The organism is Marinobacter lutaoensis, from assembly GCF_001981305.1.
GTDB classification, from domain to species: Bacteria; Pseudomonadota; Gammaproteobacteria; order Pseudomonadales; family Oleiphilaceae; genus Marinobacter; species Marinobacter lutaoensis.
In genome coordinates, this window is sequence record NZ_MSCW01000007.1 from 128,268 (window position 1) to 149,853 (window position 21,586).

At 62.0% G+C, this 21,586-nt stretch carries 19 protein-coding genes; 2 read left to right on the top strand and 17 right to left on the bottom strand.

Features of this window, described 5'->3' with window-relative positions; genetic code table 11:
* Positions 1–78: 78 nt before the first annotated feature.
* Positions 79–1,851 (bottom strand): DNA repair helicase RadD, encoded by a 1,773-nt coding sequence (radD, locus tag BTO32_RS10170; protein ID WP_076724534.1) that lies wholly within the window; start codon positions 1,849–1,851, stop codon positions 79–81.
* Positions 1,852–2,636: 785 nt separating this feature from the next.
* Positions 2,637–3,419 carry a nuclease-related domain-containing protein gene (locus BTO32_RS10180; RefSeq protein WP_076724536.1) on the bottom strand — a complete coding sequence of 261 codons (783 nt, stop codon included), beginning with the start codon at positions 3,417–3,419 and terminating at the stop codon, positions 2,637–2,639.
* Positions 3,420–3,957: 538 nt separating this feature from the next.
* Between BTO32_RS10180 and BTO32_RS10190 the strand changes: the two genes are divergently transcribed.
* Complete coding sequence (locus tag BTO32_RS10190; RefSeq protein ID WP_076724537.1) at positions 3,958–4,458, top strand: hypothetical protein; 501 nt, start codon at positions 3,958–3,960, stop codon at positions 4,456–4,458.
* A 141-nt stretch (positions 4,459–4,599) separates the two neighbouring features.
* Here BTO32_RS10190 and BTO32_RS10195 read toward each other — a convergent pair whose 3' ends face one another.
* The 15 genes from BTO32_RS10195 to urtA form a co-directional block, all read right to left on the bottom strand.
* On the bottom strand, positions 4,600–5,544 hold the full coding sequence (locus tag BTO32_RS10195; RefSeq protein WP_076724538.1) for an IS5 family transposase: 945 nt from the start codon (positions 5,542–5,544) through the stop codon (positions 4,600–4,602).
* Positions 5,545–5,615: 71 nt separating this feature from the next.
* On the bottom strand, positions 5,616–7,055 hold the full coding sequence (locus BTO32_RS17725; RefSeq protein ID WP_139339056.1) for a P-loop ATPase, Sll1717 family: 1,440 nt from the start codon (positions 7,053–7,055) through the stop codon (positions 5,616–5,618).
* 772 nt (positions 7,056–7,827) lie between these two features.
* The gene (locus tag BTO32_RS10205) at positions 7,828–8,403 is read right to left on the bottom strand and encodes a HupE/UreJ family protein (RefSeq protein WP_076724540.1); all 576 of its coding nucleotides are present in this window, start codon (positions 8,401–8,403) and stop codon (positions 7,828–7,830) included.
* A gap of 40 nt (positions 8,404–8,443) precedes the next feature.
* The gene (gene ureG / locus BTO32_RS10210) at positions 8,444–9,082 is read right to left on the bottom strand and encodes an urease accessory protein UreG (RefSeq protein ID WP_076724541.1); all 639 of its coding nucleotides are present in this window, start codon (positions 9,080–9,082) and stop codon (positions 8,444–8,446) included.
* A gap of 170 nt (positions 9,083–9,252) precedes the next feature.
* Positions 9,253–9,960, bottom strand: a complete 708-nt coding sequence (locus BTO32_RS10215) for an urease accessory protein UreF (protein ID WP_076724542.1) — start codon at positions 9,958–9,960, stop codon at positions 9,253–9,255.
* The gene (ureE, locus tag BTO32_RS10220; RefSeq protein ID WP_076724543.1) at positions 9,938–10,453 is read right to left on the bottom strand and encodes an urease accessory protein UreE; all 516 of its coding nucleotides are present in this window, start codon (positions 10,451–10,453) and stop codon (positions 9,938–9,940) included. The genes BTO32_RS10215 and ureE overlap by 23 nt, the downstream gene beginning before the upstream one ends.
* A 21-nt stretch (positions 10,454–10,474) precedes the next feature.
* Positions 10,475–12,178, bottom strand: coding sequence for an urease subunit alpha (gene ureC, locus BTO32_RS10225; RefSeq protein ID WP_076724544.1), 1,704 nt, complete (start codon positions 12,176–12,178; stop codon positions 10,475–10,477).
* Between the two features lie 70 nt (positions 12,179–12,248).
* Entirely contained in the window at positions 12,249–12,563 is a 315-nt protein-coding gene (locus BTO32_RS10230) for an urease subunit beta (protein ID WP_076724545.1), read from the bottom strand.
* 12 nt (positions 12,564–12,575) lie between these two features.
* On the bottom strand, positions 12,576–12,878 hold the full coding sequence (ureA, locus tag BTO32_RS10235; protein WP_076724546.1) for an urease subunit gamma: 303 nt from the start codon (positions 12,876–12,878) through the stop codon (positions 12,576–12,578).
* Positions 12,879–12,895: 17 nt separating this feature from the next.
* A complete protein-coding gene (locus BTO32_RS10240; RefSeq protein WP_076724547.1) occupies positions 12,896–13,792 on the bottom strand; it encodes an urease accessory protein UreD in 897 nt (298 codons plus the stop codon).
* Positions 13,789–14,487 (bottom strand): urea ABC transporter ATP-binding subunit UrtE, encoded by a 699-nt coding sequence (gene urtE / locus BTO32_RS10245; protein ID WP_076724548.1) that lies wholly within the window; start codon positions 14,485–14,487, stop codon positions 13,789–13,791. Before urtE ends, BTO32_RS10240 begins: the two co-directional genes overlap by 4 nt.
* The gene (urtD, locus tag BTO32_RS10250) at positions 14,487–15,311 is read right to left on the bottom strand and encodes an urea ABC transporter ATP-binding protein UrtD (RefSeq protein ID WP_076724549.1); all 825 of its coding nucleotides are present in this window, start codon (positions 15,309–15,311) and stop codon (positions 14,487–14,489) included. Before urtD ends, urtE begins: the two co-directional genes overlap by 1 nt.
* Entirely contained in the window at positions 15,308–16,414 is a 1,107-nt protein-coding gene (urtC, locus tag BTO32_RS10255) for an urea ABC transporter permease subunit UrtC (RefSeq protein WP_076724550.1), read from the bottom strand. The genes urtD and urtC overlap by 4 nt, the downstream gene beginning before the upstream one ends.
* A gap of 3 nt (positions 16,415–16,417) precedes the next feature.
* Positions 16,418–18,022: an urea ABC transporter permease subunit UrtB gene (gene urtB, locus BTO32_RS10260; protein WP_076724551.1), complete on the bottom strand. Its 1,605-nt coding sequence runs from the start codon at positions 18,020–18,022 to the stop codon at positions 16,418–16,420.
* Between the two features lie 81 nt (positions 18,023–18,103).
* The gene (gene urtA, locus BTO32_RS10265; RefSeq protein WP_076724552.1) at positions 18,104–19,402 is read right to left on the bottom strand and encodes an urea ABC transporter substrate-binding protein; all 1,299 of its coding nucleotides are present in this window, start codon (positions 19,400–19,402) and stop codon (positions 18,104–18,106) included.
* Positions 19,403–19,742: 340 nt separating this feature from the next.
* Here urtA and atzF point away from each other — a divergent pair, with 340 nt between their 5' ends.
* On the top strand, positions 19,743–21,575 hold the full coding sequence (gene atzF / locus BTO32_RS10270; RefSeq protein ID WP_076724553.1) for an allophanate hydrolase: 1,833 nt from the start codon (positions 19,743–19,745) through the stop codon (positions 21,573–21,575).
* The last annotated feature ends 11 nt before the right edge of the window (positions 21,576–21,586 follow it).

The window sequence follows — 21,586 nt, forward strand, 5'->3', positions numbered from 1 at the left end:
AGAATTGTTCAGATTTTTATCGGGCGCCGTCATTGGCTGCCGATGGCCATGTTACCCAAAGCCTGGGCAATTCCCAAGCTACAACGCATGCGCCTTCCGGTACGGCCCCTGATAATCAAACACCCGTGCCTGCACCTGCCAATAACGTTTGTTGTGCTTACGGGCGATGACAAAATCCGGCGCCGGCAACAAGGCTTGCGCCGCCAGCACCTGCGCCACCCCAGTAAAGGTTTTCGGCGCCTGGCCCCCGGCAAAGCGGCGGCCAAACAGCTTGTTGAACACAGCACGCTGGCCAGGTTTGCTGAAATCGAACGTTTCCCGCAACTCCTCCCCGTCTTCGCCGTGATAGGTGAGTTTCAGCGTGCTGCCCTCCCCGCTCAGCGAGAGGCCCGCGCAGCGGATCACCATCGCGTCCTTGAGTTGCAGGGCCTCCCTGAGCTGGTCGTCCGGATCGATGATGGCCTGCTGACAGTGCCCGCAGGTGCGAGCCGCGATGTCGTTCTCGCCACCGCAGTGCGGGCACTCTTTGAACCGGAAACGGTAGTCGCACTGTTGCGGGCGGCCGTTGTGCCCGGCGGCATCCTCCCCTTCCGCCGGCGCCAGCAGGCCCTGGCAACGGCGGCCGTAATGCTCGATCACACGGCCGTCGCTGTCGGTCTTGCCCCAAAAAATATTGGCAAAGCCACAGTCCGGGCAGAACACCTGCACCGGCTCGCTGTCGGGGTCGGGTTTCGGCTCCCCCACCTCCGGGTGGTGCAGATTCATACGATTGCCCGCGTAATCGATCACCAGGCAGTCTCGCTTGCCCTCGCTCAGGCGCAGGCCGCGCCCCACCATCTGCTGATACAGGCTGACCGACTGGGTCGGCCGCAGAATGGCGATCAGATCCACGTGAGGCGCATCAAAGCCGGTGGTCAGCACCGACACATTGACCAGATACTTCAGTTGCCGCTGCTTGAACCGCCGGATCATCGACGCCCGCGCCTTCTGATCGGTCGCGCCGGTCACCAGCGCGGTTTCCGGTGCCGGCAGATACCCGGTGATCTCCCGCGCATGATCCACCGTGGCCGCGAAAATCATCACCCCCTGGCGCTGGGTGGCCAGCTCCATCACCTGCTCGATGATCGCCCGGGTCACCCGCCGGTGTTTGCTCAGCAGCGCGTTGACGTCCTTCTCGGCGTACTCGCCAAACCGGTCCCGGGCCAGCGCGGAGAAATCGTAGTGCGCCACCGCCGCGTCCACCCGCTCAGGCCGGGTAAGATAGCCCCGGCTGATCATGTAGCTCAGCGGCAGTTCGTAAATGCAGTGCTGAAAAGGCGTGTCCTCATCGCCTCGGACAAAGCCCCGGTAGTGGTAACGGTAGATCCAGCCCATACCGAGGCGGTAGGGGGTGGCGGTGAGGCCCAACACCTTCAGGGCCGGGTTCTGCTGCCGAAGCCGCTCAATGATTCGCTGATACTGACTGTCTTCCTCACCGCTGACCCGGTGACACTCATCAACGATGACCAACGAATACTCGTCCCGGAACTGATCCAGATTCGCCGCAACCGACTGCACGCTGGCGAAGGTGACCGGATGCCGGCTCTCCTTGCGGTTCAGGCCGGCGGAGAAGATGCCGCCGGTCAGCCCGTAACTCTGGTACTTGGCGTGGTTCTGCTCCACCAGCTCCTTGACGTGCGTCAGCACCAGAATCCGGCGCCGGGCCAAGCGGGCCAGCTCGGCAATGACCAGACTCTTACCCGCCCCCGTGGGCAGCACGATGACGGCGGATTCGTCAGATTGGCGAAAATGCCGCAGCGTGGCCTCGACGGCTTCCTGCTGGTAGGGACGGAGCTTGAAGGGCGCGTTCATCGGACGGGCATCAATCGCACACGAAACCGGACCACCGGGTTCTTTTCGATTGGCATTCGCAGTTCTCTTCCAGGTTTCAACGGCTCGCATTATATCCGCATCCTCTGGCCTTCTCCCGCCCCAGCGGTCATCGTACAGCGGGTTGATTGAGCGGGAGGTGATAGAGAAGTAGCCCGATGCCCCCAACAAACTAATTGTTGCTGCGACGGTATCCCTAAAGTTCGACCTCAAGTGTTTTTTAACAGGTCAGTGACCGGCAAGAACTATTTGTGTGGGGGCTTCTGTCCAGCCTTGATTGCCTCATACACCCCACACAACGTGTGCTTCTCTCGAATCACTCTAGGCTCACGGCTCCCCATAGCTGCGACTGTAGCCGCATTGCAGGCCTGTCTCGCGGACTCCAACTCCGTACTCCCCGATGCAACTCCCACACGGGCAACCGTCGGCTTAAACGACATGGAAGCGTTGCAGTACATGTTTCGGAGCTTGCCGTGCCTGGGGTTCTGGTCTGGTCCTTTTGATAATTCAGAGCAGAGCACGCCGAACAACTTTTTTGCTGCCAGCGTGCACTTGGAAAAAGCCTGCAGATCATTCTTCCGGTCACTGCACACACTCTGATCCCGGACTCGCCAAAGGTGGTGCTGGAAGGCAACTTTTTCACCCTCGTATTCAATCTCGACCGGCGTAATCTGCGTGTTGTGTGACTCGGACAAATGCTGTTGCACGCCCGCCTGAACCGTATGCAGGTACGCAGAAAACAAGTAAGAAATCGGGTCCAAATCGTGTTACTCCAATTCGATGTTTAGTACACCACGACACACCGGGAATGCCTTACACCCCCAAAACGCCTTCCCGGCATTCGCCCCACGCTTCACCACCCGCCGAATCATCTCACCTTGGCATTTCGGGCAACGGGGCTCACGCTCCTTCTGCGCCACAATCTGTTTTACGTGCGCCGCGTGTTGCCGGTGGTTCTTGAAAGTTGCCGCCAGCCGGCCGGACTGAATGGTGTCGATGATGGTCTGTACTTCTGTCTCTGAGAGCCGCTCTTCGGTGTGGGATTGGATGAACCGAATATATCCCCGGCCGTAGGTCACGTTCTCCGGCATGGGGGTCTTGAAAGTCGCCTCCCCCACGAACACCACCACCGAGTGTATCTGCTGATCATCGAGGCCTAGGAGGCTTTGCAGCGTTTTCACGTGTTTGTAATTCTGATGCAGCGGGTTCTGGAACTTCTGAGAATGTTTGAAGATTTTTTGCGTCCAGTACCGCTGCCGGGCGTCGCCGAAAATCCAGCCCTTCATGTTTTTCGTTTCCACCACGAACACGCCGTACCGGGACACAATGATGTGATCGATCTGTGTGGTGCCGTCGGCTGTTGGGAGGGTGACGTTTTTGATGAGGTGGTAACGGGATTTGTCCAGAAAGAGCCTGGCCGCCAAATTGACAACGGCCTCCCCGACTTTGCCTTTGAACCAGGGCGAATTGAAAACAGCCCCGGCGATGGCCAGGGGGATCAGGTACCAGAGCGCGGTATAGAGCGGTTGCAGTATCGCTGAGTAGTCCATCCGTTGTCCTTAACAGGGAAGCACTTCGCGTGGTTAAGGCTCAAAACTACCTTACGGTTCCAGATCCCGCCTAGCCTCGCTTCGTAAAAAAGCGTAAAACCTGCCAATGAAAACGCGCCGGAGAATTTCCCAGTTGCACAACGGAACTTGTTGGCAAACACCCGTCGTTGTATCGTCCTATTCGTCGCTCAGGAAGAGCCATGATTTCAGGGAATGAAACAATGAATTCGGATCAACGAGAACACATATCCGCCGAATTTTTTCTGGGGCGAAGGAACAACATCGCCTGAATCCGTAAACCAAGGCATGACTATCATTGCCTACGAGGCACCGGAAGCAGCGCAAAGTTGCTCAGCGGCAATGGATCTCGTCCCTCGCCCCGCCTCCGGCCGACCAGGCAGCACGTACATCATTCAGCAAGTCGCAAAGATTGGAAAGAGAATTGTCTCCGGTGACACACAGATCTACGAAACTTGCCGCCAACGCGTTGCCATCAATTTTCGAAACTAAATGGAAATGGCAAAACAAGGATTGTGATATGACGAAAATCGCCCTGCTAATCGGTTTGGCCATCGCCACTCTCTCAGCATGCGCCCAAACCGATCACTACATAGCAGCCGCCTATTCTGGCATGAAGTTCCAGGTACCCGGATCACCCGTTATTGTCGGGTCGCTGGGTGCGAACAACGACATTCTGTTGATTAAGTATTCCAACAATGTTGGCGAACGGTACATCAGTTTTGGTACTGAAAATACGCTGGATACCGGCGGCTGCGGATGGCCTGACTTTTTCGAAGCAACGCTATCGGCAAACCAAGATTACGGCTGTGATCGGGCCAGCGTTGAGTCTTTCAAGAGTGTGTTTGTTCGGGGTGCGGATACGGGGGTCTGGAAGGTCTCGGATAGAGTTTATTACTACTTCCTGTCTGACCAAGAACCATCATTTGTTTTCTTTCAGTCCGACAACGGTAACCTGATCAAATTGGAATCGGACTTTCTTGATTCTGATGGTTTCCGGCGGGTGCTGGGGGATCTCTAGGGAAGGTCTGAATAACCGCCGCTTTGCACCAGCATCAGGCTTGAGCTGGCAAAAATCAGGAAATCCAGGCACAACTCTCCATTGATTTGTATGTTTTCTGCCCATTTCGCGCCATTTTGGCGGAAAACAGGCACACTACCCCTACACCAGTAGGTATTTTTCACCGATCAGCAGATTGCTAAACGCGGCCAGCAAGTGCAATCGATTCGTGTTTTTCGCCAGGCCGCGATAGCGAACCTTGCTGTAGCCAAACACCTGCTTGATGTACCGGAAGGGATGTTCCACTTTTGAGCGAATGCTGGCCTTGATCTTCTCCGCTTTCTGTTTGTCCTCATCCAGCTCTTTCCGGGCACTGGGACGCCTGGCGATGAACCAGGAGACGTTCTTTCGGTGTTTATGCTCAGGCCGTTTTTGAATACCGAGGTAGCCGGCATCACCAAAAACTCGCCGTTCTTCACCGTGCAGCAGGTTGCCGGAGGGAACAATGTCATGAACGTTGGCCGCAGTGGTTTCGATGCTGTGGATCAGTCCCAGTGTGTCGTCGACCCCAATGTGCCTCTTCATGCCGAAGTGCCATTCGTTGCCCTTTTTGGTCTGGTGCATGTCCGGATCGCGTTTGCCAGAACGGTTCTTCGTGGAGCTGGGCGCAGAAATGATCGTGGCATCCACTATGCTGCCTTCGCGCAGCATGAGACCTTGTTTCTCCAGGTGCTTGTTCACTTCTTTGAACAACACCTTGCCAAGGCCGTGTCGCTCAAGGAAATGCCGGAATTTGAGAATGGTGGATTCGTCCGGCAGACGGTCCAGTTTCAGGCCAGCGAACTGACGCATGGACTCGATCTCGTACAGGGCGTCTTCCATGGCGGGGTCACTGAGGTTATAGAACAGCTGCATGCAGTGAACCCGAAGCATGGCAGACAACGGATAAGGCGGCCGTCCGTTCCCGCCCTTGGGGTAATAACGGGCCACCTTCTTCTCCAGCTGCTTCCACGGAATCAGCTCGTCCATCCGCTCCAGAAAAATCTCGCGGCGGGTTTTGCGTTTTTTGATCTGGTAGTCGGCTTCGGAGAAGCTGATCTGGTCCATGGTGGCAACGATCCTATGCGGTCGACGATGGCACTATTATCGCTGATTTTGGCGACTTATTCAGAGTCTCCTTAGCTTTTCGCTCGGATGCGGTCTACTGTGTTAACTGCTTTTCGAAAACAAGGGTGAACCTGAACTTCTTCGAATCTTGGGGTATGTCTATCACTAAATGAATAGAACGTTTTGCTCCCGCCCTCACCACCGAGCACGAAGTCTCCAAGGAACCCGATCTCGTACAGTATTTCTAGAAATCCTTGAAAATCAACCTTTGCGCTCAGCTCATTAAACCATTCTGAATTAACCGCAACCTCATCATAAATTTGAAAAATCATCTCTTCGATATCAGCGCGCGCGAGATGATACTTGTAGCGAAAAAATTTTGTTTTCCAGTATGTGAATATATCTGACAAGCCTGGATACTGATTGGAATATTCAGTACATAAATCGTCAAGCTTCCATGAGGAGTATGCTGTTTCACACGCCTTCAATACCTCATCTTTCGGCTCCTCTCCCTCTACGTCTTCAGTGTAAAAGCGTGCAAGTTGAATTAGTTCACGAGGACGTGACAACGTCCGCTCCACAAGCCAATTATCGGTATTGTGCGTTCCAATAGTCGGTGGAAATACATGATCGAACGGATGATTGTCGCAGTCTTCGCCACATCTCTTATAGTTATATCGAATACGCTCACTGAGCAGTGAAATCAATCCGTCTTTTGTCCAACGTATTCGTTCCACGTTTCGGTATTTGTCTGAATGTTGAGTTTTCTCCATCAATATGGAGTAGACATCTTCCCGCAAGAAAACAAATACATGAATATTCTGAGATATAGATTGCATGTAGGCGCTTGCAGACAACAAACCCAAGAGAAGGTTATTAGATATTTCCGAGTTATCCCAGCCCAAATCTAGATCATCTACCATGATGACGATTTTTGCGCCACTATCTGCAATCTCTTTCAGATGATGTTCCAGCGCATCCACATCTGCCACATTTCGCAGCTCCTTTTCTAGATGCAGACCAAGCTCTCCTAAATTACCTGCTTTCGCTTTAATTCGGCTTAATATCTCAGAAATGTTTTCAACTAAGTCTTTAGACGTTCTATTAAGATCCAGAGATACCCCCCTAGCAAACTCTAAACTATCCTTTGCGTATTTCCCCTTGGCACAATGACCAACTAGGCAAAGGCTATCAAGCATCATTTGCCTTAGCCAACTATGCTGAAAGAATATTTCCTCACCAAAGCCCTCAGAAAGAGACTTTTCATTCACTATATTACGAATTGAAGAATACTTTGGTGATATGTTAATCACGTGCGTATCATGCTCTTCAGAAAGCTCACTTTCCAGTTTCTTTCTTAGGGCACTCTTCCCCGATCCTTTACGCCCAACGACTATAGTCTTCGACTTTCGAACCAAACGCCTATAGCTTTCTGTATCGACGAAATAGGAAAGAAGATCAACGTCTCGTTCGGCGCTATCGTCGCCCCAATCAATACTCCTTAATTGCATCGTTTCTCCTCGATCTTAAAGCTAACGTTTGGAACTCACGAGCGTGAGCAACGCGAGTGTCTCGTGTAGTGATCTTGTTTGGCAGCCCAGTCCTGCAAGATTACCAGGATCCACCTTCCTCTCAGACCACTCCGGATTAATGGGCATGCGACGTGGCTCCAGGCGAGTGGTTAACGACGTACTGAAAGGATGAGAATGGCAACAAAAAAGGCAACTCGATCGCTGATGAATGGCGTGCCCTCGGAGACTCACAGGTGTCGTTCTCAAGCCGCGTCTTGTAACGCACCTTGAGAACGACACCTGGGGAGCGCCTTACACCCAAAAACGCCTTCTCGGCATTCGCCCCACGCTTCACGGTGCGCGGAACCCTCTCTCCCGAGTATTTCAAGCAATAAGGCACGCTCTCCCTCAATTTGCGAGAACGTGTTTTCGGTACGCAACGTGTTGTCGGTGATTTTTGAAGGTTGTCGCCAGATTAACAACCGCCTCCCCGGCCTTACCTTTGAGCCAGGGCGGCCGCATCACGGCGGTGGCAATGGCCAGGGGGATCAGATACCCGAGGGCGGTATACAGGGGGGCACGTAGTGTTGAGCCGTCCATCCGTCATCCTTAACAGGGCACAGGTTTTTCGTTATGCCTAAACACTACTCCAACCCTCCCGATGTCGGCTAGCCTCAATTTCGTAAAAAACCGTAAAAAGTGTGGGCATAAAAAAGCCGCGGGGGTTGGTGTCCCCTGCGGCTTTTTTGAAGGCCGGCGACGAGGCCGGGGGTCAGGCGGCGGTGAGGTAGGCGCCCGCCACGGCCAGGACACCCCCCAGGGCTCGGCTGAAGCGGTTGTCGGCTTTCAACATCAGGGTGCCGAGGCCGCGGCCGGCCAGGGTGATGGCGAGGGTGGCGATGGAGAAGCCGGTCATGTAGGCCACGAGGGTGGAGCCTTCGGGCATTTCGGCACCGTGGGCGTAGCCGTGGAAGAGCATGAAAGCGGCGACGAGGGTGCCGCCCACGGCGGTGGGAAATCGAGCCAGGGTGGCGATGAGGATGCCGGCCATCAGTACCGAGACGGTGATGCCGGTTTCAACGCCCGGCAGGCTGAGGCCGGCCCAGGCCAGGCCGGCGCCAAGGACCATGCCGCCGATCACGAAGGCCGGGGTGATGTTTTTCATGAGCTGGCTCTGGCGTACGCTCCAGAAGCCGATGGCGGCCATGGCCAGCAGGTGGTCGAGGCCGCCGATGGGGTGCATCAGGCCGCTGGTGAAGCCGCCCTCGCCGTGGCCGGGATGGGCCATGGCGGCGGTTGAAGCGGTCAGTAGGGCTGCGGTGGCGAGGAGTTTGGCGGTTGCTTTCATGGTGTGTCTCCTGTTTTTTTTCGGGTCTGGGTTCTGGGGCTCAGGCCGGTTCGGTGAGTTTTTCCGGGCGCCGCTCCGGCAGCATGCCCCGTTCGAGGATGAAGTCGATGATGTCGTCGAGGCCGACGCCGTCGTACAGGTTGGTGAAGACGAAGGGGCGGTCGCCGCGCATTTTTTTGCTGTCCCGTTCCATCACGTCGAGGGAAGCGTGGACCTGTTCGGCGATGTCGATTTTGTTGATGATCAGCAGGTCGGATTTGGTGATGCCGGGGCCGCCTTTGCGAGGGATTTTGTCGCCGGCGGAGACGTCGATGACGTACAGGGTGAGGTCGGACAGTTCGGGGCTGAAGGTGGCGGAGAGGTTGTCGCCGCCGGATTCGACCAGGACCAGTTCGAGGTTGGGGTGACGGCTCTGGAGTTCGTCGATGGCGGCGAGGTTCATGGAGGCGTCCTCGCGGATGGCGGTGTGGGGGCAGCCACCGGTTTCGACGCCGAGGATGCGGTCGGCGGGCAGGGCTTGGTGGCGCAGCAGGAAGTCGGCGTCTTCGCGGGTGTAGATGTCGTTGGTGACGACGGCGATGTCGTAGTGGTCCCGCAGGGCGGTGCACAGCTGGCGCAACAGGGCGGTTTTTCCGGAACCGACCGGGCCGCCGACGCCGACTCTCAAACAATGGGTCATGTTTTGCTCCTTGTATATCGTTGGCTCCGAGAAGGTCGGCGAACAGTCAGCGCTTTTTGAAAAACGCTGCAGGCACATCCATGTGCGCTTGAGCTCCGCCATCCATGGCTCCGCACATTTTCAAAAAGCGCTGACTGCTCGCCTCCCCGATCATCGGAGCGGTTTCGTTTTTAACTTCTAAAAAGCCGTGAGTATTGGGTTTCGTGTAAGGCGCTCCCCAGCGCCAGCCCCGGCAGGATGGGGCCAAGGTCATCGTCGTTGCGTGTCAGGGCCTGATCCACAGTCGTGACCAGCCGGGGCCGCATGCACTCGATGATGCGCTGGGCGGCGGTGTGGCCCAGAGGTAAGGCCTTGCAGGCCACCACGAGCTGGTTTTCCAGCCAGGCCCAGGTGAAGCCGAGCAGGGTCTGGCGGACCGGTACCCGGCGCACGTGGGCCGTCCAGGCGAACAGGGTGAGGTAGCCGGGTTGGTTCGGTATCTGCTCCGGCTCGGGGGCGAGGCCCAGGCTGCGCAACAGGGTCAGCAGGGCGCCGCCGAGGCGGGTCTCTTCGTCGCTGAGTTCGGCGGTTTCCCGGGTGGCGTGGAGCCACTGGTTCCAGTGGTGAACGGCGTCGGTGTCGCCGCTGGCCCAAGCCCGTTGCAGGCGCGCCAGCAACGGCAGTTCGCAGCGGCTGAGGCCGTCTTCCAGAACGCCGTCGAGCCATTCGGTCAGTTCCGTTTCGTTGTGAACCCAGCCCAGTTCGAACGCACTTTCCAGGCCCTGGGACCAAGCGAAGGCGCCGATGGGCAGGGCCGGGCTGGCCAGTTGCATCAGGCCGAGCAGGGCCAAGTCGGCGCTGTTGTCGGCGCCGGCGTCAGTGGGTGTGGCTGTGGCCATGGCTGTGTCCGTGGTGGTGGTCGTGTCCATGGGCGTGGCTGTGGCCATGTCCGGCCTGGCTGTAGGCACCGGGTTCGGGGTCGAAGGTGGCGGTGTGGTGGCGCACGGTGGCGCCCAGGCGTTCGGCCAGTTCTTCCAGTACGTGGTCGGGCGGGAAGCGAACGTAGCTGCCCTGCTCGTCTTCGCCGATGGCCAGCGTGACGTGGCGGTTGCCCAGGTGGTAGCACAGGCGCGCCAGCGGCAGGCCGCCGTCGATGCGGGCGGTGACCACGGGTTCCTCGGCGGCGCGGATGCGGATGATTTCGCCGGTTTTCGCTTGCAGCAGATCGCCGTCCCGCAGCACGGGGCCGCGGTCGAGGAATAGGCCGACGTCCAGTTTGGTTTCGGTGGTGGCGCGCAGGCGGCCGCGGATGCGCAGCTCGTAGGGCAGCACCAGGTTGTCGTGGATTTCACTGGCGTCCACGTGGGTGATGCGTTGGGTCAGTTCCAGCATGATGATGTCTCCTTCAGCCCCTCAGAACAGGTGGTAGCGCTGGGCCAGGGGCAGTTCGGTGGCCGGCTCGCAGGTGAGCAGTTCGCCGTCGGCGCGGACTTCGTAGGTTTGCGGGTCCACGGTCAGGTGCGGGCAGGCGTCGTTGAGTTTCATGTCGCGTTTGCGCACGCCCCGCACGTTCCGACAGGCGGACAGGGGGCTGTCCAGCCCCAGCTCCTGGCCGATGCCGGCATCCAGGGCGGCCTGGCTGACGAAGGTCAGGCGGGTGGCGCTGGCGGCTTTGCCGAAGGCGCCGAACATGGGGCGGTAGTGCACCGGCTGGGGCGTGGGGATGGAGGCGTTGGGGTCGCCCATGGGGGCGGCGGCGATCATGCCGCCTTTGAGGATACAGGCCGGTTTGACGCCGAAGAAGGCCGGGCTCCACAGTACCAGGTCCGCCAGTTTGCCCACTTCCACGGAACCCACGTCATGGGCGATGCCGTGGGTGATGGCGGAGTTGATGGTGTACTTGGCGATGTAACGTTTGGCGCGGAAGTTGTCGGCGCCGAGTGCTTCATCCTCGGGCAGCAGGCCGCGCTGTACTTTCATTTTGTGGGCGGTCTGCCAGGTACGGCAGATGACTTCGCCGACCCGGCCCATGGCCTGGGAGTCGGAGGAGATCATGGAGATCACGCCCAGGTCGTGCAGGATGTCTTCAGCGGCGATGGTTTCCCGGCGGATGCGGGAGTCGGCGAAGGCGACGTCTTCGGGGATGTTCGGGTCCAGGTGGTGGCACACCATCAGCATGTCCAGGTGTTCGTCGATGGTGTTCACGGTGTAGGGCCGGGTCGGGTTGGTGGACGACGGCAGTACGTTGGCTTTCGAGCACGCGGTGATGATGTCCGGGGCGTGACCACCGCCGGCGCCTTCGGTGTGGAAGGTGTGGATGCAGCGGTCTTTGAAGGCGGCCAGGGTGTCTTCGACGAAGCCGGATTCGTTCAGGGTGTCGGTGTGGATGGCGACTTGCACGTCGAACCGGTCTGCCACGGTGAGGCAGTTGTCGATGGCAGCGGGGGTGGTGCCCCAGTCTTCGTGCAGTTTGAGGCCGATGGCGCCGGCCCGGATCTGGAGTTCCAGGGCTTCGGGCAGGCTGGCGTTGCCCTTGCCGAGAAAGCCGATGTTCATGGGCAGGCTGTCGACGGCCTGGAGCATTTTGCCGATGTGCCAGGGGCCGGGGGTGCAGGTGGTGGCGTTGGTGCCGGTGGCCGGGCCGGTGCCGCCGCCGAGCATGGTGGTGATGCCGCTCATCAACGCTTCTTCGACCTGCTGGGGGCAGATGAAGTGGATGTGGGGGTCGATGCCGCCGGCGGTGAGGATTTTGCCTTCGCCGGCGATGATTTCGGTGCCGGGGCCGATGACGATGGTCACATCCGGCTGGGTGTCGGGGTTGCCGGCTTTGCCGATGGCGGCGATGCGGCCGTTCTGGATGCCGACGTCGGCTTTGACGATGCCCCACCAGTCCAGGATCAGGGCGTTGGTGATGACGGTGTCCATCACGGCGGCGTCGGCGCGCTGGCTCTGGCCCATGCCGTCGCGGATGACTTTGCCGCCGCCGAATTTGACTTCGTCGCCGTAGTGGGTGTGGTCTTTTTCCACTTCGATCCACAGGTCGGTGTCGCCGAGTCGGACCCGGTCCCCGACGGTGGGGCCGTACATGTCGGCGTAGGCTTGTCTGCTGATTTTCATCTTGTCCCTCGTATCTGTTGCCTGGCCCGAGTGGTTTGGGCTTGGGTAAGCGTCTGCCGTTTCCGTGTTGTCAGTTCTTATCCAGTTTCCCCATGACTTCGGCGCGGAAGCCGTAGATTTCCCGCGTGCCCGCAAACGGAATCAGGGTGACGCTGCGGGTTTGGCCGGGCTCGAAGCGGATGGCGGTGCCGGCGGCGATGTCGAGGCGGTAGCCGCGGGCTTTGGCCCGGTCGAAGTCGAGGGCCGGGTTGGCTTCGGCGAAGTGGTAGTGGGAGCCGATCTGCACCGGGCGGTCGCCGGTGTTGGCGACGTCGAGCTGGATGCGTTCGCGCCCTTGGCAGAGTTCGATGTCGCCGTCTTTGAGCTGGTATTCACCGGGAATCATCTCAGGCACTCCTCAAACGATGGGGTTGTGGACGGTGACCAGCTTGGTGCCGTCGGGGAAGGTCGCCTCCACCTGCACTTCGTGGATCATGTCGGCCACGCCGTCCATGACGTCGTCACGGGTGAGGATTTCGGTGCCGGCGCTCATTAGTTCGGCCACGGTGCGGCCCTCGCGGGCGCCTTCCATGATTTCCGCGCTGATCAGGGCCACGGCCTCGGGGTAGTTGAGTTTCAGGCCCCGGGCCTTGCGTCGCTCCGCCAGCAGGGCGGCGGTGAACAGCAGCAGCTTGTCTTTGTCTCTGGGTGTCAGTTCCATGGGGGACTCCGTTTGTTTCAGGTCAACCAAATTCTGGGCGTATGGGCGGACCGGCCGGTGAGGCGCGGGCGCAGCAGGTGCCAGGCGCGCTCGCACAGGCGCCAGGCTTCGTTTCTGTCCTGCCCGAGGTAGCGCAGCAGCAGCACGCCCCGGCGGCGGGTGACGGCCCAGCGGGAATGGCCGGGCAGCTGTTGCCGCAGTGTTTCGACGGCCTCCGCCTCGTCCGCCAGCCCCACCGCCCACAGGGTGGCCTGGACGGTCGCCCCACCCTGCCCCCAGGGGCCGTGGAAGCGCCGGTGGCCGGGGTCCAGGCGCTGGCGTTCCAGCCACAGGGGGCGGCCATCCAGGGTCAGCTGGAAGCGCTGTTCCAGGGCCCCGGTGACGAACGGCAGGTTGCTGGCCGGGCGGCCCAGGGCGAGCACTTCCCAGCCGAGGGTGCGGGCGTTGGCTGCCAGTTCGATGTGGGTGCTCTGGCTGCCTCGGGAGCCGTCGAAGGCGATGGTTTCCTGGGGCAGGTATTCGAGGACGGCGTCCCGGGCGACCCGCAACCGGGTCTGCTGGCTCCAGGCCACGCCGTGGCTGTCGGCCTTGTAGAGCTTGGCAGCGGCGGGGGTGGTCAGCAGGGCGTGGCCGGCTTCGGCCACGGCGACGTCGATGCGCAGCTGGTCGCCACTGACCAGTCCCCCCGGCGGGTGCAGCAGGTAGACGTGGCAGCAGCCGTCCCGGCCTTCCGGATAGAACGGCCGCTGCACCCGCAGGGGGCCGTGATGCCGGCGCCGCACCAAGCGGGTCACCGGCCGGGCGGCGCCTTCGTCCCGGGCTTCGAAGCCCAGGGTCAGGCCGGCGGCCCAGCGCCGTTCCGGGTCGAAGCGGTGGCCGGAGTCGGCGATGTCGAAGGCTTGGTAGGCGGTCATACGGTCAGGTGCTGTCGGATGAGTGGGTCGGAGAGGTCGGCGATGGCGCCCTCGGCAACGCGCCGGCCCCGGTCGAGGATGGCGAAGCGGTCGGCGTACTTGCGGGCGAACGGCAGTTTCTGTTCCACCAGCAACACGGTGAGACCGTCCTGTTCGATCAGGGTGCGGATGACCTCGCCGATCTGGGCGACGATGTTGGGCTGGATGCCCTCACCCGGCTCGTCCAGGATCAGCAGCCGCGGCTCGATCACCAGGGCCCGGCCAATGGCCAGTTGCTGCTGCTGGCCACCGGAGAGGTCGCCGCCCCGGCGGTGTTTCATTTCCTTCAGCACCGGGAACAGGTCATAGACCCGTTCCGGTATGCTCCGGCGGCCGTCGCCGCGCGCGGCCAGGCCGGTGCGCAGGTTTTCCTCCACCGTCAGCAGCGGAAAGATCTGCCGCCCCTGGGGCACGTAACCGATGCCCAGCCGGGCCCGGTCTTCCATTTTTCGGCGGGTCAGGTCCACGTCGCCGGCGTACAGGATGCGGCCGCCGCGCACCGGCTCCTCGCCCATGATGCATTTCATCAGGGTGGTCTTGCCGACGCCGTTGCGGCCCATGACGCAGGTGCACTGGCCCTGGGGCACGTCCAGGTCGAGGTCCCAGAGGGTGTGGCTTTCGCCGTAGAAGTGGTTGAGTGTCTCGATGTTCAGCATCAGGCCTCCTCGCCCAGGTACACCCGGATCACGTCCGGGTCGTTGGCGACCTCGTCCATGCTGCCCTCGGCCAGCACGCTGCCCTGGTGCAGCACAGTGACGGTGCGGGCGATGGAGCGGACGAACCCCATGTCGTGCTCGACCACCACCACCGATTGCTGACCCGCGAGACCGGTGAGCAGTTCGGCGGTGCGTTCCATTTCCTGTTCGGTCATGCCGGCCACCGGCTCGTCCACCAGCAACAGGCGCGGTTTCTGCATCAGCAGCATGCCGATCTCCAGCCACTGTTTCTGGCCGTGGGACAGGATGCCGGCGGGACGATCGCGCAGCCCGGTCAGGCCGATCAGCGCCAGCACCTCGTCGATCCGCTCCCGGTATTCCGCCGTCATCACGGCGGTGAGGGTGGGCAGGATGCGCTTGTCGGTGGCCATGGCCAGCTCCAGGTTCTCGAACACCGTCAGGGCTTCGAACACCGTGGGTTTCTGGAATTTGCGGCCGATGCCGAGGCTGGCGATGTCCGGCTCGCTCAGGGCCAGCAGGTTGTGGCGGCTGCCGAACCACACCGAGCCGGTGTCCGGCCGGGTCTTGCCGGTGATGATGTCCATCATGGTGGTCTTGCCGGCGCCGTTCGGGCCGATGATGCAGCGCAATTCGCCATCGTCGATGGTGAGGTTGAGGTTGTTGATGGCCTTGAAGCCGTCGAAGCTCACGCTCACGTCCTCCAGGTAGAGAATCGGGCCATGGCGCACATCCACCGGCGAGGGCGCCGGCGCCAGGAATTCGAACACCCGGTCGCGGTGGGTCAGTTCCTCGAAAAAGCTCATGCGGTCGCCTCCCGTGGGCCGGCGGCGGCGCGGCGGCGTTGCAGCACGCCGGCGATGCCCCGGGGCAGGAACACGGTGACCAGTACGAACAGGCCCCCCAGGGCAAACAGCCAGGCGTCCGGCAGCACGCCGGTGAAGACAGTCTTGGCGTAGTTCACCAGCAACGCCCCGATCACCGCGCCGTACAGGGTGGCGCGGCCGCCCAGGGCCACCCACACCACGATTTCGATGGAGAACAGCGGCGAGAATTCGCTGGGGTTGATGATGCCCACCTGGGGCACGTAGAGGGCTCCGGCCACCCCCGCCAGCATGGCGGACACGACGAACACGAACAGCTGCACCCGTTCGACCCGGTAGCCCAGGAAGCGGGCACGGGCTTCGGCGTCGCGGCAGGCGACGCTGAGCCGGCCCAGCTTGCTGACGACGATGGCCCGGCAGATCACATAGCCGATGGCCAATGCGATGCCGGTGGCCAGGAACAGGCCGAGCCGGGTGGCGTCGGTGCGCAGGTCGAAGCCGAGGATGTCCTTGAAGTCGGTCAGGCCGTTGTTGCCGCCAAAGCCCATCTCATTGCGGAAAAACGCCAGCATCAGGGCGAAGGTGAGCGCCTGGGTGATGATGGACAGGTACACCCCGGTCACCCGGGAGCGGAACGCCAGGAAGCCGAACACCAGCGCCAGCAGGCCCGGCGCCAGCAACACCATGAGGAAGGCGAACCAGGCCATGTCGAAGCCGTGCCAGTACCAGGGCAGCGCCTGCCAGTTCAGGAACACCATGAAATCCGGCAGTACCGGGTCGCCGTAGACACCGCGATCGCCAATCTGGCGCATCAGATACATGCCCATGGCATAGCCACCGAGAGCAAAGAAGGCGCCGTGACCGAGGCTGAGGATGCCCAGGTAGCCCCACACCAGGTCCACCGCCACCGCCAGCAGGGCGTAGCACAGGTACTTGCCCAGCAAGGTGACGGTGTAGGCGCTGACGTACAGGGCGCTGTCCTGCGGCATCAGCAGATGCAGCGCGGTGACGGCGATCAGGGCAGCGAACAGCACCCCCAGAAAGACCTGGGTGGAGCGTTCCTGCAGGGGGCGGGTCAGCCACATCGCTCAGCCCTCCGCCGCCCGGCCTTTCTGCGGGAAGAGCCCGCGCGGCCGTTTCTGGATAAACAGGATGATGAACACCAACACCAGAATCTTGGCCAGCACCGCGCCAGCCCAGGGCTCCAGCAGCTGGTTGATGGTGCCCAGCGACAACCCCGCCAGTAGGGTGCCCCAGAGGTTACCGACGCCGCCGAACACCACCACCATGAAGGAGTCGATGATGTAGCTCTGGCCCAGGTTGGGGCCGACGTTGGTGATCTGGGACAACGCCACCCCAGCCAGGCCGGCGACGCCGGAGCCCAGGCCGAAGGTGAGGATATCCACCCGGGTGGCGCGAATGCCCATGGCCCGGGCCATGGCCCGGTTCTGGGTCACCGCCCGCACCTCCAGGCCCAGCCGGGTCCGGCGCATGATCAGCATCAGCCCGGCGAACACCACCAGGGCGAAACCGATCACCACCATGCGGTTGAGCGTGAGGGACAGCGCCTCGTTGATCATCACCGAGCCGCTCATCCAGTCCGGTGTCACCACCGTGCGGTTGAGGGGCGAGATCACGGTGCGCACCAGCTGTTGCAGGATCAGGCTGACCCCGAAGGTGGCCAGCAGGGTTTCCAGGGGGCGCCCCTTGAGGTGCTGGATGACGGTGCGCTCAATGGCAATGCCGGCCAGCGCCGCCACCAGGAAACCGGCGGGGATGGCCAGGATCAGTGCCAGCCCCGGCTGCCCGGGCAGCAGCTGCTGCATACCCCAGGTGGTGTAGGCACCGAGCATGATCAGCTCACCGTGGGCCATGTTGATCACCCCCATCACCCCGAAGGTGATGGCCAGGCCGATCGCCGCCAAGACCAGCACCGAGCCCAGGGACAGGCCGAAGTACAGGGTTTCGGCGGCGCGGTTGAGCTTCAGTTTCTGTTCGATCCGCTCCAGGGCCCGAGTCGCGGCCTGGGCCAGGACCGGGTCGTCGCTGGCGGTGGCGTTGCGCAGGGCCGCGCGGGCTTCGCTGTTGAGGCTGCCGGACAGGGTGGCGACCGCTTGGACGTCCCCCTGTTCCGCCACCCGGTAGATCGCCAGAGCCTCCTCCAGCGCCTGATGCACCGCCGGCGCGGACTCGTCGGCCATCAGCCCGGGCAGGCGCTCGGCCAAGCCCTCGTCCACCTTACCCCGCAGGGCTCGGGCCGCGGCCAGGCGGCTGGCCGGGTCCGGGCTTTTCAGGTCCAGCACCGAGAGCACGCTTGTCAGTTCATTGCGCAGGCTGTTGTTGATGCGGATGGTGTCGACATCGCGCCGCGACACCTCACCCAGAGGCTCGCCGGTCAGGGCATCCGCCAGGGTCCAGTTGCGGCCGCGGTTGCTGAGCACAATGACAAAACGGCCGGACGATTCCAGCCGCGCCAGCTTGTTGTCGGCGAAGGCCTCGAGCCAGCGCCGGGCACGTTCGTCGCCGGAACCCGCGATGCGGCCGATCACCGCCTTTTTACCGGCGAAGGAGGATTCAGCCAGCGCCGTCAGCAGTTGCTGGGCGTCGGCGTCAGCCACCTGGGCGGTGGCCAGCGCGGGCACCAGCAGCAGGCAGGCAAGAATAAGTCGTCTGAGCCATCGGGCGATGCTCATGGTTGCATCCTATCCTGGTTGCGGAACGGGGCGCCGGCGCCGGACGGGGTTGACCGCCCGGCGTCCGGACGCCGGGACGGTTCAGTTGGCGGCCACGTCCGACTTGCCGCCGCAGGTGCCGGTTACCACGTTGAAGTTTCCGCACTTGAGGGGCTTGCGCCAGTCGCTGATCAGGTCCTTGGAACCCGGCAGATAGTCCGACCAGGCATCACCCACGACGGTGGACGGGGTTTCCCAGACCACGGAGAACTGGCCGTTGTCCTGGATTTCGCCGATCAGCACCGGCTTGGTGATGTGGTGGTTCGGCATCATGGTGGCGTAGCCGCCGGTCAGGTTCGGCACAGTGACCCCGATGATGGCATCCTTGACCGCGTCGACATCGGTGGTGCCTGCCTTCTTGACCGCCTCGATGTACATGTTGAAGCCGATGTAGTGGGCTTCCATCGGGTCATTGGTGACGGCGTCCTCCTTGCCGGTGTAGGCGACCCAGGCATCGATGAAGTCATAGTTGGCGTCGTTGTCCACGCTCATGAAATAGTTCCAGGCGGCCAGGTGACCCACCAGCGGCGCGGTGTCGATGCCGGACAGCTCCTGTTCACCCACGGAGAAGGCCACCACCGGGATGTCGGCGGCATCGATGCCCTGGTTGGCCAGTTCCCGATAGAACGGCACGTTGGCGTCGCCATTGATGGTGGACACCACCGCCGTCTTCTTGCCGGCACTGCCGAACTTTTTGATGTCGGCAACGATGGACTGCCAGTTGGAATGACCAAAAGGCGTGTAGTTGATCATGATGTCATCGGAGGACACGCCCTTGGCCTTGAGGTAGGTTTCCAGAATTTTGTTGGTGGTGCGCGGATACACATAGTCGGTGCCCGCCAGCACCCAGCGCTCCACGCCCACTTCGTTCATTAGATAATCCACCGCCGGGATGGCCTGCTGGTTCGGCGCCGCGCCGGTGTAGAACACGTTCTCGGAAGACTCCTCACCCTCGTACTGCACCGGGTAGAACAGCAGGCCGTTCAGCTCTTCCACCACCGGCAGCACGGACTTCCGGGACACCGAGGTCCAGTTGCCGAAGATCACATCCACCTTGTCCTTGGCCAGCAGTTCCCGCGCCTTCTCGGCGAACAACGGCCAGTTGGAGGCGGGGTCCACCACCACCGGTTCAAGCTTGCGACCCAGCACCCCACCCTTGGCGTTCTGCTGTTCGATCAGCATGAGCATGGTGTCCTTGAGGGTCGACTCGCTGATGGCCATGGTGCCGGAGAGGGAGTGCAGAATGCCCACCTTGATGGGATCCTCGGCGGCGACGGTGTGCAGGGATACAGACAGGGCCAAGGCGGAGAGACCCAGTTTCACGTGTTTTTTCAGGCTCATGTTATGCGTCCTTTTCTTGGTGAGGTTGTCTTATGTTTCCAACAGCGCACGAGCCTCTGCATCAGCCGTTCCATCAGCAATAAAACTCAATAAAAAACAATTAATTAACTAGTATACAAGGCAATACATCAGCCACGGCCGGCTCGCAAACCCCGAATTCCCCGCGCTCCCGTCCCCGCTTTTGGTGCGACCGCACCAGATTGGCGCAGAAAACCGACCGGGCACCGGCCGGAAAACGCGCTTAACCCCCTGTTTCCCCTACGGCAAAGGAAAAAACGTCAGCTGGCACGGGCATTGCCATCAAACATGTATACAAGCTGCAACCCCATGAGGACGTACCATGGCTTCGACACTTGGATGGACCATCGACGACTGGCGCGCGGCTTACCGCGACGGCGCCCGACCGGACGACCTGATCGGCGACCTCCTGAGCCGCCTGGAAACCGACGATGCCGCCTGGATCTCCCGCCTCGGCGATGCCGGCCTGGCCGCCGCCCTGGAGGTACTGGCGGAACGGCTGCACGCGGTGGGCGGTGATCTCGAGCAGCTGCCGCTGTACGGCGTGCCCTGCGCGGTCAAGGACAACATCGACGCGCGGGGCTTTGACACCACCGCCGCCTGCCCGGCGTTCGCCTACACGCCGGAGCGCGACGCCACCGTGGTGGCCCGCCTCCGGGCCGCCGGAGCCGTGGTGATCGGCAAGACCAACCTGGACCAGTTCGCCACCGGCCTGGTCGGCACCCGTTCCCCCTACGGCGCCGTGCCCAACGCCTTCGACCCGGCGGTGATCAGCGGCGGCTCCAGCTCCGGCTCCGCCTCGGTGGTCGCCCGGGGCTGGGTTCCGTTCGCCCTGGGCACCGACACCGCCGGCTCCGGTCGGGTGCCGGCGGGCCTCAACAACCTGGTGGGGCTCAAGCCCACCCGGGGTCGGTTCAGCCTGGCCGGGGTGGTGCCCGCCTGCCGCTCCCTCGACTGCGTCTCCGTGTTCGCGCTGACCGTGGCCGACGCCGCGAGCGTCGCGGACCTCCTGACCGGCTTCGATGCCGGGGACGCCTACTCCCGACCGGCGCCCCAGGCCCTGGCCATGGCCGCGCCGGCGATCCGCCGGCCGGGGCCGGTCCGGCGCATCGGCATTCCCGAGCACCCGGACTTCTTCGGCGACCAGCAGGCCGAGGCGGCCTGGCACACCGCCCTGGGCCAGTGGCGCCAGCAGAACGTGGCGCTGACCTGCCTGGACTTCACCCCGATGCTCGAACTGGCGGCCCTGCTTTACGACGGCCCCTGGCTGGCGGAACGGCACGCCGCCGTGGGCGGCTTCCTGAACGAGCATGGTGACCAGGTCAACCCGGTGGTCCGGGGCATCGTCGAGGGCGCCGTGCGCTTCAGCGCCACCGACGCCTTCCAAGCCGAATATCGCCGCCAAGCCCTGGTGCGCCGGATCGACACCCTGCTGGCGGAGGTGGACGCACTGATGGTGCCCACCGCTCCCACCGCCCCCACCCTCGACGCCGTCAACGCCGACCCGGTCCGGCTGAACAGCCAGCTTGGCACCTACACCAACTTCGTGAACCTGGCGGATTTCTGCGCCCTGGCGGTGCCGGCCGGCTTCCGTGACGACGGCCTCCCCTTCGGGGTCACCCTGATCAGCGGGGCCTGGAAAGACCCAGAACTGCAGGCCCTCGCCAGCCAATGGCTGAATGCCCACCCCACGCCCCTGGGCGCGTGCGGCCGCGAGCGCCCCGCCGAGCCCGTCAGCCACCGCCTGGCGGTGCCGAGCGTCGAGGTGGCGGTGGTCGGCGCCCACCTGTCCGGCATGCCGCTCAACCATCAGCTGCAGGACCGGCACGCCATCCTGCGGGCGCAAACCACCACCTCGCCCCATTACCGCCTCTACGCCCTGCCCGACACCACCCCGCCCAAGCCCGGGCTCCGCCGGGTGCGCCACGGCGGCGCGGAGATCGTGGTCGAGGTCTGGCAGATGGCCGCCTCGGAATTCGGCACCTTCGTGGACCTGATCCCGCCGCCCCTCGGCATCGGCAACGTCGAGCTGGCCGACGGCCGCTGGGTCAACGGTTTCATCTGCGAAGGCTACGGCCTCGACGGCGCCCGGGATGTCACCGAGTTCGGCGGCTGGCGCGCTTTCATCACCGCTCTTAAATCCGGCAAGGCATAAGGAAAGTTGCC

Excerpts from the sequence above, each read along its gene's own strand:
- BTO32_RS17725 (WP_139339056.1), bottom strand. The coding sequence starts at position 7,055 with ATGCAATTAAGGAGTATTGATTGGGGCGACGATAGCGCCGAACGAGAC.
- urtC (WP_076724550.1), bottom strand. The coding sequence starts at position 16,414 with ATGTGGCTGACCCGCCCCCTGCAGGAACGCTCCACCCAGGTCTTTCTG.
- urtD (WP_076724549.1), bottom strand. The coding sequence starts at position 15,311 with ATGAGCTTTTTCGAGGAACTGACCCACCGCGACCGGGTGTTCGAATTC.
- urtE (WP_076724548.1), bottom strand. The coding sequence starts at position 14,487 with ATGCTGAACATCGAGACACTCAACCACTTCTACGGCGAAAGCCACACC.
- BTO32_RS10190 (WP_076724537.1), top strand. The coding sequence starts at position 3,958 with ATGACGAAAATCGCCCTGCTAATCGGTTTGGCCATCGCCACTCTCTCA.
- urtB (WP_076724551.1), bottom strand. The coding sequence starts at position 18,022 with ATGAGCATCGCCCGATGGCTCAGACGACTTATTCTTGCCTGCCTGCTG.
- ureE (WP_076724543.1), bottom strand. The coding sequence starts at position 10,453 with ATGCTGGAACTGACCCAACGCATCACCCACGTGGACGCCAGTGAAATC.
- ureC (WP_076724544.1), bottom strand. The coding sequence starts at position 12,178 with ATGAAAATCAGCAGACAAGCCTACGCCGACATGTACGGCCCCACCGTC.
- ureG (WP_076724541.1), bottom strand. The coding sequence starts at position 9,082 with ATGACCCATTGTTTGAGAGTCGGCGTCGGCGGCCCGGTCGGTTCCGGA.
- radD (WP_076724534.1), bottom strand. The coding sequence starts at position 1,851 with ATGAACGCGCCCTTCAAGCTCCGTCCCTACCAGCAGGAAGCCGTCGAG.
- BTO32_RS10180 (WP_076724536.1), bottom strand. The coding sequence starts at position 3,419 with ATGGACTACTCAGCGATACTGCAACCGCTCTATACCGCGCTCTGGTAC.
- BTO32_RS10230 (WP_076724545.1), bottom strand. The coding sequence starts at position 12,563 with ATGATTCCCGGTGAATACCAGCTCAAAGACGGCGACATCGAACTCTGC.
- BTO32_RS10240 (WP_076724547.1), bottom strand. The coding sequence starts at position 13,792 with ATGACCGCCTACCAAGCCTTCGACATCGCCGACTCCGGCCACCGCTTC.
- BTO32_RS10205 (WP_076724540.1), bottom strand. The coding sequence starts at position 8,403 with ATGAAAGCAACCGCCAAACTCCTCGCCACCGCAGCCCTACTGACCGCT.
- ureA (WP_076724546.1), bottom strand. The coding sequence starts at position 12,878 with ATGGAACTGACACCCAGAGACAAAGACAAGCTGCTGCTGTTCACCGCC.
- atzF (WP_076724553.1), top strand. The coding sequence starts at position 19,743 with ATGGCTTCGACACTTGGATGGACCATCGACGACTGGCGCGCGGCTTAC.
- BTO32_RS10215 (WP_076724542.1), bottom strand. The coding sequence starts at position 9,960 with ATGGCCACAGCCACACCCACTGACGCCGGCGCCGACAACAGCGCCGAC.
- urtA (WP_076724552.1), bottom strand. The coding sequence starts at position 19,402 with ATGAGCCTGAAAAAACACGTGAAACTGGGTCTCTCCGCCTTGGCCCTG.
- BTO32_RS10195 (WP_076724538.1), bottom strand. The coding sequence starts at position 5,544 with ATGGACCAGATCAGCTTCTCCGAAGCCGACTACCAGATCAAAAAACGC.